Here is a 12,559-nt window from a genome sequence, read left to right as displayed (position 1 = left end):
TATACTTACATTTAAATAACTTACTTCATTTAATAAGTAAATTTTGCTCAAATTTATTTTTTAATCAAATTCATAACACATTTTGCCAACTAATAGTATACACTATTAAAATAAATGTGTTATACTATTTATCGAGATACCTACATGGCAGACAAATTATATTTAAAGGATGGTATTAGTATATGAAGACAGTTGATGTAAACTTTGAATTAAACGAATTACTTACTAGTAATCAAATGTATAACCAACTAAGCGTTTCTGAGTTAGTTGAAAAAGTCCTAACAAGACAAGAAGGAATTTTAACGTCAACGGGAGCAGTTAGCGTTTCAACAGGCAAATATACTGGACGTTCACCTAAAGATAAATTTATTGTTCAAGAGGCATCTGTTGAAAATTTAATCGATTGGGGTTCAGTAAATCAACCAATCTCTGCTGACGTATTCGAAAAATTATATAGCAAAGTACTTAACTACTTAAAAGATCGTAACGAATTATTCTTATTTAAAGGATTTGCTGGTGCAGATACTGAGTATCGTTTACCTATCCAAGTAATTAACGAATTTGCATGGCACAACTTATTTGCTCATCAATTATTTATTCGCCCAACTGAGCAAGAACTTACAACACATGAAGCAGAGTTTACAATTGTTTCTGCTCCGACATTTAAAGCAGACCCTGTAGTTGATGGAACAAATTCAGAGGCATTTGTTATTGTATCATTTGAAAAGAAAATAATCTTAATTGGTGGTACGGAATATGCTGGAGAAATGAAAAAATCTATTTTCTCAATCATGAATTTCCTATTACCACAAAATAATGTTTTACCAATGCACTGTTCTGCTAACGTTGGTAGCGAAGGCGATGTAGCATTATTCTTTGGACTTTCAGGAACTGGTAAAACTACATTATCTGCAGATGCAGACCGTAAACTAATCGGTGATGACGAGCACGGCTGGTCAGATAATGGTGTATTCAATATTGAAGGCGGTTGCTACGCTAAATGTATCAATTTAACATTTGAAAAAGAGCCACAAATTTTCTCTGCAATTAAATTTGGTACAGTTTTAGAAAATGTAGTTGTTAAACCTGATAGCCGTTTAGCTGACTATGATGATACAACTTTAACAGAAAATACTCGTGCTGCATACCCAATGCAAGCAATTCAAAATATCATTGAGCCAAGCGTTGCTGGACATCCACATGCAATTATCTTTTTAACTGCTGATGCATTTGGAGTATTACCTCCAATCAGTAAATTAACAAAAGAGCAAGCTATGTACCACTTCTTAAGTGGATTTACTAGTAAATTAGCAGGTACTGAGCGTGGTGTTACTTCTCCACAAGTAACATTCTCAACATGTTTCGGATCACCATTCTTACCGCTTCCAGCTGTAGAATATGCAAAAATGCTTGGTGAAAAAATTGAAAAGCATAATGTAAATGTATTCTTAGTAAACACTGGTTGGACTGGTGGAGAATACGGTGTTGGTAAACGTATGAATCTATCTTACACAAGAGCAATGGTTCACGCTGCACTTGAAGGTGATTTAAACAACATTGAAACTACTCAAGATGAGTTTTTCGGTTTAGCAATTCCAACTCATGTACCTGGTGTACCTGATAGCGTATTAGTCCCTTCAACAACTTGGGAAGATAAATCAGCTTATGATCAAAAAGCTCTTGAATTAGTAACTAAATTCAAAGAAAACTTCAAAAAGTTTGAAGGCTTTGATGCTCAATTAGCTGAACTTGGTGGACCTTTAAAATAATCTAATAAAGTAAAATGTAAAGGCTGTCCAATAAGTCGGGATTTATGACTTATTGGTAGCCTCTTTTTATTTTCAGTATTAAAAAACAACCTCACTCATTAAAAGGAAATTATTAACATTTAAAGAATAAGATTAAAGTAACATTAAATAAACTGAACATGGATAATAATCACTATTTATTTATCGAATTAAATGGAGGATTAAAATGAGATCCATAAAGATATTAACTCTGATTTTTTCATTTACTGCAATTTTATTAACTTCCTTGTTTTTATTTAATACTGGTACCTCGTCTAAAAATTTAGATAAGCATGTTTCACTATCTTCTAAAGAAATTGAGCCAAAAATTGAATCATTATCCAAAAGATATTATGAGATCAAAGATTCTGTGGATAATCAATTACTTTATGGAGTTGAATATTATTTGGTCTTATCAGTACCAGAACGTTATAAAAACGATATAGAAAATGCTCAAATAGAAATCCTACTACCTAAAAAAGTCCAAACAATATTTGGAGTCAATATTGAAGAAATCAATCATAATCAAAGATACAAAATCAATAATGGAAGAGCCGTTTTTAATCTCTCTAGTTCTATTGCTACTTCAAATATAACAATAGATCAAAAAAATTATATTAAAAATCATCATGATCTTTACACTATAAAAATTTTTTCTAATGAAAATAAATTAATAAAAAGCATTGTTATAAAAGTAAAAAATTTTAATAAGAATTGAAAAGTTACATATAAAAAATGAGCCAATCTTCGGCTCATTTTTATTTTTTAAGTTTTATTAGGATATTATTTTTCAACTGGTCTATTCCCCATTGAAATAGAGATACGATTCCAACTGTTAATTTGATTGATTGTGAATACAAGATTTACGTATTCTTTTTCGCTAAAGTGTTTACTTACACGATTATATAGATCAGCAGATATACCTTTATTCGAAATTAGTGTAATATGCTCAGTTAACTCCAAAGCTGCTTTTTCAGCATCTGTGTAAAAATCACAATCTCTCCATGCACTAACACAGTATAAACGTTGTTCAGTTTCTCCTATTTCCCTCGCTTCAGAGGAATGCATGTCAAGGCAAAATGCACAACCATTTATTTGTGAAGCACGAATTTTAATCAGTTCACGAAGTTTATGATCTATACCCGTTGTTTTAATATACTTTTCCATTTCCATCATTATATTAAGTGCTTCTGGTGCTAATTTTGAATAATTAATTTGTTTTTCCATTTTAATTCCCCCTAAAAAAGTTAATTCTAAAAATAATTGAACTAAATGTAGTTTTTGGAAACACTTAAATTAGCGACAAAGTTAATCTACGATTTATATTATCTATATTAAAACGTTTATTTCATTATGTCAAACACCTTTTACGTTTGAATTGTTCTTAAAAGTAAATGTTTGACAAAGAAATAAAACATTTCTAAGATTAATTAAAAATAATCTCATTTATGAAGAAGGTGTTTTCATGCAATATAGCGTTGGAGTTGAGTATGCACTTCATTGCCTTGTTTATTTAATTGACACTCCTGAAGATTCTCCAATTGGAATAAAGGAACTATCCTTCTTTCAAGGTGTTTCAGATACATATCTTTCAAAGATTTTTAGTAAGCTGTCTAAAGCTGGTATTGTAAGTTCCGTTCCCGGAGTTAAGGGTGGCTTCAAACTTGCCAAGTCACCAGAAGAAATTTCTTTTTGGGATGTAATTGAAGCAATTGAAGGTCCTAAACCAATCTTTCAATGTAAAAATATTAAAGATAACGGATATCTTTATAGAGAAAAAGGTTGTACTCCAAGTGCCACCTGCACGATTAATTTAGTCATGCTCTCTGCCGAAGAAAAAATGCATGATTATTTACGTAATAAAACACTTTCATGGTTAAACAAAGAATTAGAAAGTGTTTTACCTAACGAAATACGGGAAGATACTCGAAATTTTTTTTCAAAGAGTAAATAAAAAACCTCTCTAATTTCCTAAAAAAGGAAGTAAGAGAGGTTTTTCTTTGTTCAACCACCTAAAGACTTACACATAAGTAACCGCGCTATTTTAGTAGAGTCAGTACTCCGCATTCACCCATTTTCTCCTATTGCATAGGCTAATTGTATATTTTCGATTAGGAGGGATTAAATGAAAATCAAATGGCTCGTTATTTTGTTTTTATTAGTTGCTTCTATTTTAGGTGCATGTTCGAAAGATAAACCTAAAGATGGTACTACAAAGGTGAGAGTTGCAGAAGTGACACACTCATTATTCTATGCACCTCAATATGTGGCTATTAGTGAAGGAATCTTCAAAAAGCATGGATTGGATGTTGAGATCACAACTACTGCTGGTGGAGATAAAACTATGACTGCTGTATTGTCAAACGGTGCAGATATAGGATTAGTTGGGCCTGAAACAACAATATATGTATACGCTCAAGGTGCAAATGACCCAGTGAAAAGCTTTGCCCAATTGACTCAAACTGATGGCACATTTCTAGTAGCTAGAAATCAAACGGTACCATTTAATTGGGATCAACTAAGAGGCAAAACATTTTTAGGTCAAAGAAAAGGTGGAATGCCACAAATGGTTGGCGAATATGTCCTAAGTAAACATGGGATCGATCCACATAAAGATTTGAACCTTATTCAGAATATTGACTTCGCAAATATCGCGAATGCATATGCTTCAGGTACTGGAGAATATGTTCAATTATTTGAACCTACCGCAAGTATTATGGAAAAAGAAGGAAGAGGTAAAATCGTTGCTTCATTCGGCTTGGAATCTGGAAAAGTACCTTACACTGCTTTTATAGCAAAAGAAAGTTATTTGAAGAAAAATGCGAAAACAGCTCAACAATTTACAGATGCAATATATGAAGCTGAACAATGGGTTGATACTCACTCTGCAGAAGAGATTGCAAAAAGTGTAGCACCATTCTTTAAAGATACTCCTTTAGACATTTCAATAAAAGTTATAGATCGCTATAAGTCTCAAAATTCTTATTCAACAAATCCAATATTAGAAAAAGATGAGTGGAATAATCTTCAAAAGATTATGAAGAACTCTGGTGTATTACCAAAAGAAGTTCCACACTCAGTTTTAGTAGATACAAAATTTGCCGAAAAATCTACGGAGAAGTAGTAGGTTAACAAAATGAGTTATCTAACAGTTAATGATATTTCTCATGTATTTTTATCGAAGGAAAAGGCAATTAAAATATTGGATGGCTTAACGTTTGAAGTTGAAAAAGGTGAATTTGTATCTGTATTAGGTCCAAGTGGCTGCGGAAAAAGCACACTTTTATCGATCATTTCTTCATTGCTTACCCCATATGACGGTTCAGTAAAGTTTAAAGGTAAGCCTTATGATATAAAATCGGGAGAAATTGGTTATATGCTTCAGCATGACTATTTATTCCCTTGGAAAACAATTAAAGAAAATATCTTTCTAGGTCTTCAGATTCTAGATAAGGATACCGAAGAAAATAAAAATCGAACGCTAGAATTGTTAAATGAAGTTGGATTAAAGGATTATGAAAATGCATACCCAAGAGAACTATCCGGTGGGATGAGACAACGTGTTGCATTAGTAAGAACTCTTTCTACAAGTCCATCAATTGTATTATTAGATGAACCATTTTCCGCTCTAGATTATCAAAATAAAGTAAAGCTTGAAGAGTTAGTTTTCAACTTATTTAAGAAGTTAAATACTACTGCTATCTTAGTAACACACGATATTGAAGAAGCAGTAGCCATGTGTGATCGGGTTATTACGCTAACAAATGCTCCTACTAAAATATCAAAAATTTTCAATTTACCAGAAGAATTACGTATTCGCTCCCCTTTTGAAACACGACACCAATCACTCTTTTCTTCTTATGTTTCTGCGATTTGGAAGGAGTTGGAGAAACGTGGCTAAAGTAAATGACGAACTAAAATCCTATCACGCCAGTATCGTCAAAAAAAATCGCCGTAAAAAGCTACTCATATTTTTCTTCCAACTATTAATTATTATTGTCTTTTTTATAGCTTGGGAGCTTTTAAGTCATCGAAGAATAATTGATCCTTTATTGTTTAGTTCACCTACTAAAATTTACGATTTACTCAGCGCAAAATTGGTAGATGGCTCTATTTATCATGATGCTATGACTACAATCACTGAAACTCTCGTAGGATTTATTTTAGGAACAATTATCGGGGTCATTCTGGCCATCATTCTTTGGTGGTATCCATTTGCCTCGAAAGTCCTTGATCCATTCTTAGTAGTCTTTAATGCCATGCCAAAAGTCGCTCTTGGTCCAATCATCATTGTAATTTTTGGTCCTTCATATTCGTCCATTATTGCGATGGGAATCATAATAAGTTTTGTCATAACAGCGCTGGTTATCTATCAAGCCTTCTTACAGGTAGATGAAAATTATGTAAAAGTCATTAAAAGTTTTGGAGCTACTAAAACTCAAATCTTTAAAAATGTGATCTTTCCTGCTAGTATACCTACCGTCATTTCCACATTAAAAGTAAATGTCGGATTAGCTTGGGTAGGAGTGATTGTCGGAGAGTTCTTAGTTTCAAAAAGCGGACTTGGCTATTTAATCGTTTATGGTTTCCAAGTATTTAATTTCACTCTTGTTCTAATGAGTGTATTTATCATAAGTGTATGTGCTGGTTTGATGTATATTATTGTTGAATTTATTGAGAGAAAAACAATAAAGAAATAATTTGAGGTAATATGAGAGAAAGTATAGGAACGTAAAAAAGCTCACTTAACTTAGTGAGCTTTTTTCACGCCGTTCAAAAATAATCTTTTCAATTAATTACCAAATTTTCGTAAAAGAGTAGAGTGATGATGATTTCCACTACGGGGTGATTGATAGGGCGAGACCTGAGCCTCCTCGGTGAGCCTGCGGGGTCTCAGCCTTCCCGCATATCCCATAGGAGTCGAGCCACCCTCCATTCCAATCAACTTATTCATCAAAAAAAGGTTACGTTAAAAAGCTAATTTAATATCCTTTACTTAAAATAACAGTTTATTAATCAGTTCATGGGTAAGTATATTAGCTCAAACTTCAAAGTTAGTTACTCATAAAGGCTCCATGAGTAAGTAAAATAGCTCAATCTTAATAATTGATTACTCATGAATCTTATATTACGGTGTCTAATTTATAATGAAACAGTAAAAAAGCTCACCTTATAAAAGTGAGCTTTTTTTAGTATTCAAGTAACTTAAACTTTGTGAAAATACTTCGTCACGCATGATAAAACTAAATCGGCGATCTTTTTTTATGTTTGGTGGAAATTCGTCTAACAATACAGGGCCGTTTGTTTCAAAGTAGTGCTTTTGAGTTAAAAGTTCTCCTATTTCGGCAAAATAAATATTTTTTATGATAATTTTATCCTTACCTGTAACACGGTATTGCCCTAAATATTTAATTTTAGAAACATTTCCACCTGTTTCTTCTAAAACTTCACGTTTAGCTGCTTCTTCAGGTGATTCGCCTTCCTCGACTTTTCCGCCTGGGAATTCGTAACCTCTTCTTTGGTGGTCTGTAAGTAACCATTGGTCATTGTATTTACAAATAACCCAAACATGTTTTGGAGCGGGTGAAAATGGATGTTTCTCAAACGATAATTCAACTGTATTATGGTAAAAATCTTTAAATATGTACATTTTAACCTTCCTACATTCATACTTGTTTTTCCATTGTACTATTTCTATTAAAATGTTTCATCATTATTGAAATAATATTCCTGAAACTTTATGAAAATATTTGATTGCCTTGCATATTGGCCAGTATACTATATCATAGTAGTATAACTATTTAGGAGGACATAGTATGACTGGAGTATTTATTGTTAGTGGTATTATTATCGTTGTTGTATTCGGTGCTTTCGTTCTTACTGTAAATAAAGGATATGGTGTACAACACAAAGTCGATAAGCTAGAAGACGTAAAAATGAAAAATAACCATGAAGAGAAATAATTCTAGCAGACGAAAGGTTTGTATATGAATAAAATTTTAATTGGAATCATTAGATTTTATCAAAAATGGATTTCACCTGCAACGCCACCATCATGTAGATTCTATCCAACTTGCTCAAGTTATGGACTAGAGGCATTACAAACCCATGGTGCGCTTAAAGGAACCTATTTAACGACTAAAAGAATACTTAAGTGTCACCCACTACATCCAGGTGGATATGATCCTGTACCTGATAAAATAAATAAGGAAACAAAAAAAGATACGGTCAAAGAAACTTGAAACGAAAAACAAGTTTAATTTGATCGTATTTTTTTATTAGGTTATTTCTATATAGATTGACTGTGTGTTGAATTCCTAGCGGAGACCTGAGCTACCAAATTTCTATTTTTGAGAAGAATATTTATAAATCTTTTTAGAAATGCTTCGGATTCTCTCTTCATCCACTTCTACCCCTAAACCTGGTTTAACTGGTACATTAACTTTTCCATTTATTAAAGATACCTCTGGAAAAATGAGATCTTGCTCCCAATGTCTAGATGAAGCCGAAATATCTCCTGGTATTGTAAATCCGGGTAGAGATGCTAGTGCAACGTTTTGAATTCTAGAAATCCCTGTTTCAATCATGCCTCCAACCCAAATTGGAATATTCTTTTCTACACAATAATCATGAATTTCAATTGATTTAGTTAATCCCCCGACTCTCCCAGGCTTTACAGTAATGATTTCGCAAGCTTTTAATTCATACGCAATTTTAACATCCTCTAAGGAACATATACTTTCATCTAAACAGACTGGCGTAGAGATTTCCTTTTGAAGAATGGCGTGCTCGATGAATTGGCGTTCGCCGAAGGGCTGTTCAATCATTAACAGATTAAATTCATCTAATTTTTTTAGTTTCGGAATGTCTTCAATCGAATAATCTGAATTGGCATCAATCATTAGAGGGATTGTTGGATAGCTATTTCGTATAGTTGATACAATTTCATAATCATTTTCTTTTGAAACTTTAACTTTAAATCGATCATAGCCTTCTTCTATATATGCACCAATTTGTTTCAACATTTTTATTGGCTCGTCTATACTAATTACAACCCCAACTGGTATATCCGCCTTATTGCCCCCTAAAGCTTGTGCTAAAGTGATTGAATTTAGTTTACTATACAAATCCCAATATGCACCTTCAAGCCCAGATTTAGCCATTTGATTGCCTTTAAATTGATTTAATAAGATCGCTATTTCACTTGGATGATTAAACTGTTTATTTAATAGGGTTGGTATAAAGAAATCATTTAAAGTATGAAGAGCTGTTTGAATCGTTTCCTCGGTATACCAAGGTTCTGAAAAAGCAACGACTTCTCCATAACCGCATATTCCATTAGCATCTAAAATTTTAACAATAATACTTTCACGTTTTTCATATGTACCATAGCTTGTTTTAAAAGGTATTTTTAGAGGCTGTTCAATTAAAAATAATTCAATTTGCCAAATCAACATGTTTATTCCCCTTATAGAAGCTTAAGTAGATCTCTTCTAACTAGCTTGTTTGTTGCATTTCTTGGTAGGTTGTCTACATAAAATATTTCCTTTGGTATTTTATACCCTGCGATTTTATCTCGACAATACTCGATAAGTTCTTCTTGTGACGGAGGATTAGAGGATTTACTTACAACAAATCCAACAGGTACTTTTCCCCAACTAGGGTCTTCTTTGCCTGTTACACCCGCTTCAACGATATCTGGATGCGATAATAATACTGATTCAATCTCTGCTGGATATATATTCTCTCCGCCTGAAATAATTAAGTCACTTCGACGGTCAACTACAAATAAAAAACCATCCTCATCTACATAACCCAAATCTCCTGTATATAGATACTCAGACGAATCTGATAACTTAGCAAGTTTATAATAACCTTTACTCACGTTTGGTCCCTTGACTACAATTTCTCCTACTTCTTTTGGTAAACAAGTTCGATGATCGTCCCTTATTTCTAGCGTACATCCAAATAAAGCTTTACCTGCCGAACCAATTTTAGAAAGCATATATTCAGGAGAAAGGGTTGCAATTTGTGAACAAGTTTCAGTCATTCCGTAAGTTTGATATACTGGCACATTTAATGCTCTTGCCTTTTGTAAAAGAGGTAACGGAGCAGGTCCTCCACCAAGTAAAGCTGCCCTTACGCTATTTAAATCATTTGTACCCTCAACAATCGTTAAGAGGTCATTTAATACTTTTGTTACAACTGATAGAATTGTTACATTATGCTCTTTAACACAGTCCTTAATGGTATGTGCATCAGCTTTATTCGTTAACACAATTTTCATGCCATAAATCGCACTTTTATATACAGTAGATAAGCCGCCCACATGGAACATCGGCAAACAAACTAACCATACATCTTTATGATCTAATCCTAAATTTAATACTGAAGCAATTGCACTGCTCCAATGATTAAAATAAGTTTGTAACACTGCTTTTGGGAAACCCGTTGTACCAGATGTGAACATCATAGTTGCGATTTTATCTCCGTCAAAATTTGACTTTATCGGAAATTCCTTAGATCCACAGTTCTCCATTTCATTACTATTTAACAGTTTTATATTTTCAGGTATTTTTATCGTATTTGAATTCGCCACGATTAAAAATTCAGAATCACTATTTTCTAATTGATATACTATTTCGTCATCACTTAATCTTATATTCAGTAAAATTGATGTTGCTCCAATATAATGAAGTGCATAAACAACTTCTATAAATTCAACGGAATTATTCATTAAAACCGAAACATGAGATCCGTCTTTAATGCCACAATAGTGAAAATTGTATGCAAGATTGATAACTCGATCATGTAACTCCTTAAACGTAATTTCGTCCCCATCTGTTGCAATTGCTATTCGACTAGGAGTTAATCTGACTCTCTCAAGCAAAAAATTCGGAATTTGGTTCATCATAAAACACTTCCTGACTATTTTAAAAATGTACAAAATATTATTTAAAGAAAACTCTCCGATTGGTGAGCCTTTAGGCGTAGACAGAAGCGTAGTTGCACATAATATTTAATCAATTACGAGATTTCTTCTCCGCTGCCAATTTATACTTTCTTAATGTGCAAAAAAAGCTTGATGATTTCTCATCAAGCTTTTATCATCTTTCAAATCAAGGAAAACGTGGGAACTTATCGAAATCAGGTGTACGTTTTTCTTTAAATGCATCGCGACCTTCTTTTGCTTCTTCAGTTGTGTAGTAAAGAAGTGTTGCATCTCCAGCTAGCTGTTGAAGTCCAGCTAATCCATCTGTATCTGCATTCATTGCTGCTTTTAAGAAGCGAAGTGCAGTTGGACTCTTTTCTAGCATTTCTTCAGCCCATTTAACTGTTTCAGCTTCTAATTCTTCTAAAGGTACTACTTTATTTACTAAGCCCATATCTAATGCTTCTTGTGCATTATATTGACGGCATAAGTACCAAATTTCACGAGCTTTTTTGTGCCCTACTATACGAGCTAAATAGCCTGAACCATAACCAGCATCAAAGCTACCTACCTTTGGACCAGTTTGTCCAAACTTAGCGTTTTCAGCAGCGATTGTTAAGTCACATACTACGTTTAATACGTTACCTCCACCAATTGCATAACCAGCAACCATTGCAATTACAGGCTTTGGAATAACACGAATTAAACGTTGTAAATCTAATACATTTAGGCGAGGAATGCGGTCTTGTCCAACGTAACCACCGTGTCCGCGAACACTTTGGTCTCCCCCAGAACAGAATGCTTTTCCACCTTCACCTGTTAAAATAATAACACCAATTTTTTCGTCGTCTCTTGCATATGCAAAAGCATCAATCATTTCTGAAACTGTTAATGGTGTAAATGCGTTATGTACGTGCGGACGATTGATTGAAATTTTAGCGATTCCATTATATGTAGAATATAAAATTTCTTCATACTTTCTTTCTTGTACCCATTCAATAGTCATGAATTTTCCTCCTTTTCACTTTTCAATAAAAACCCAATTACTATTGTAGCAAATTTTTCCGAATGTTCCACATGAATTGCATGGCCTGCATGTGGAATTTTAATAATTTCGCTATTTTTTAGCCTCTCGTTCATTTTCCCCATTATTAAGCAAAACTTTTCATCATATTCTCCGCAAACTAATAAAGTAGGTTTTTTAAATTGCTCCAAGTCACTCCATAAAGATGGTTGAATGCCCGTGCCCATCCCTTTTAGACTATTACTTAAGCCAATTGGTGACTGATTTAATCTTCCTTGTTTAATCTTTTGCTGTGACTCTAATGTCAAATTTTTTTGAGTTGAAAATAACGGAATGTTTCCCCAATAATTAACAAATTCTTCAATACCTTCAATTAGGATCATTGAAGATAAATGATTGTCTTGTTCAATTCGAGCTAATCTTTCATTTTCAGTTATAAGACCAGCCGTGCAGCTTTCTAAAATAAGCGATCTAATTTTTGTTGGATAGGCTAAAGCGAAATAGAGGGCTAGTCTACCTCCCATCGAATAGCCTAATAGATGCACAGAATCAATTTGCTTTTGTACTAAAAAATCATGTAAATCTTTAGCAGCAAACTCCATTCTATACCGCTCATCATTAATTGGACAATCTGTCTTTCCATGTCCTAATAAATCTATTGCTATTACATGATAATTTTTTTCTAGTTTACTTATTAAACTTCCCCATGTATCCTTTGAACCTGTGAAACCATGCAATAATAGAATTGTTTGCCCTTGGCCAGATTCAATATATGAATATGTGACCTCATTTATTATAATTTCCATGAACAAGAAC

Annotated in this window: 14 protein-coding genes; 8 read left to right on the top strand and 6 right to left on the bottom strand. The window is 33.2% G+C overall.

All coding sequences use genetic code 11. From position 1 onward, the window contains the following. Positions 1-182: 182 nt before the first annotated feature. Positions 183-1,769 (top strand): phosphoenolpyruvate carboxykinase (ATP), encoded by a 1,587-nt coding sequence (gene pckA, locus AN960_RS15455; protein ID WP_056473293.1) that lies wholly within the window; start codon positions 183-185, stop codon positions 1,767-1,769. Positions 1,770-1,974: 205 nt separating this feature from the next. Further along, positions 1,975-2,505, top strand: coding sequence for a hypothetical protein (locus AN960_RS15450; RefSeq protein WP_056473292.1), 531 nt, complete (start codon positions 1,975-1,977; stop codon positions 2,503-2,505). 65 nt (positions 2,506-2,570) lie between these two features. Here the strand turns inward: AN960_RS15450 and AN960_RS15445 are convergent, their stop codons facing one another. Then, on the bottom strand, positions 2,571-3,014 hold the full coding sequence (locus tag AN960_RS15445; RefSeq protein ID WP_056473290.1) for a carboxymuconolactone decarboxylase family protein: 444 nt from the start codon (positions 3,012-3,014) through the stop codon (positions 2,571-2,573). A gap of 238 nt (positions 3,015-3,252) precedes the next feature. Between AN960_RS15445 and AN960_RS15440 the strand changes: the two genes are divergently transcribed. From AN960_RS15440 to AN960_RS15425, 4 genes are all read left to right on the top strand, one after another. Beyond that, positions 3,253-3,741, top strand: coding sequence for an RrF2 family transcriptional regulator (locus AN960_RS15440; protein ID WP_056473288.1), 489 nt, complete (start codon positions 3,253-3,255; stop codon positions 3,739-3,741). A gap of 177 nt (positions 3,742-3,918) precedes the next feature. After that, positions 3,919-4,911: an ABC transporter substrate-binding protein gene (locus AN960_RS15435; RefSeq protein WP_390309961.1), complete on the top strand. Its 993-nt coding sequence runs from the start codon at positions 3,919-3,921 to the stop codon at positions 4,909-4,911. Between the two features lie 12 nt (positions 4,912-4,923). Continuing rightward, positions 4,924-5,688: an ABC transporter ATP-binding protein gene (locus AN960_RS15430; protein WP_056473285.1), complete on the top strand. Its 765-nt coding sequence runs from the start codon at positions 4,924-4,926 to the stop codon at positions 5,686-5,688. Continuing rightward, entirely contained in the window at positions 5,648-6,487 is an 840-nt protein-coding gene (locus AN960_RS15425) for an ABC transporter permease (protein WP_082459532.1), read from the top strand. Before AN960_RS15430 ends, AN960_RS15425 begins: the two co-directional genes overlap by 41 nt. A 470-nt stretch (positions 6,488-6,957) precedes the next feature. On the opposite strand, the gene ytkD is transcribed toward AN960_RS15425, so the two are convergent. Continuing rightward, a complete protein-coding gene (gene ytkD / locus AN960_RS15420) occupies positions 6,958-7,437 on the bottom strand; it encodes an RNA deprotection pyrophosphohydrolase (protein WP_056473282.1) in 480 nt (159 codons plus the stop codon). A 166-nt stretch (positions 7,438-7,603) separates the two neighbouring features. On the opposite strand from ytkD, the gene ytzI reads away from it, so the two are divergent. Beyond that, positions 7,604-7,750 carry a YtzI protein gene (gene ytzI, locus AN960_RS24525; protein ID WP_156339697.1) on the top strand — a complete coding sequence of 49 codons (147 nt, stop codon included), beginning with the start codon at positions 7,604-7,606 and terminating at the stop codon, positions 7,748-7,750. Between the two features lie 24 nt (positions 7,751-7,774). Further along, positions 7,775-8,029, top strand: a complete 255-nt coding sequence (gene yidD, locus AN960_RS15415; RefSeq protein ID WP_056473280.1) for a membrane protein insertion efficiency factor YidD — start codon at positions 7,775-7,777, stop codon at positions 8,027-8,029. A 102-nt stretch (positions 8,030-8,131) separates the two neighbouring features. Here yidD and menC read toward each other — a convergent pair whose 3' ends face one another. From menC to menH, 4 genes are all read right to left on the bottom strand, one after another. Beyond that, on the bottom strand, positions 8,132-9,244 hold the full coding sequence (menC, locus tag AN960_RS15410) for an o-succinylbenzoate synthase (protein ID WP_056473279.1): 1,113 nt from the start codon (positions 9,242-9,244) through the stop codon (positions 8,132-8,134). An 11-nt stretch (positions 9,245-9,255) separates the two neighbouring features. Then, the gene (locus tag AN960_RS15405) at positions 9,256-10,701 is read right to left on the bottom strand and encodes an o-succinylbenzoate--CoA ligase (protein ID WP_056473278.1); all 1,446 of its coding nucleotides are present in this window, start codon (positions 10,699-10,701) and stop codon (positions 9,256-9,258) included. Between the two features lie 205 nt (positions 10,702-10,906). Continuing rightward, positions 10,907-11,725: a 1,4-dihydroxy-2-naphthoyl-CoA synthase gene (gene menB / locus AN960_RS15400; RefSeq protein ID WP_056473277.1), complete on the bottom strand. Its 819-nt coding sequence runs from the start codon at positions 11,723-11,725 to the stop codon at positions 10,907-10,909. After that, complete coding sequence (gene menH / locus AN960_RS15395) at positions 11,722-12,549, bottom strand: 2-succinyl-6-hydroxy-2,4-cyclohexadiene-1-carboxylate synthase (RefSeq protein WP_056473276.1); 828 nt, start codon at positions 12,547-12,549, stop codon at positions 11,722-11,724. The genes menB and menH overlap by 4 nt, the downstream gene beginning before the upstream one ends. Positions 12,550-12,559 lie beyond the last annotated feature (10 nt).

The organism is Bacillus sp. FJAT-25509 (genome assembly GCF_001420605.1).
GTDB lineage: Bacteria > Bacillota > Bacilli > Bacillales > Bacillaceae_G > Gottfriedia.
This window is presented reverse-complemented; position numbering and strand designations above follow the sequence as displayed.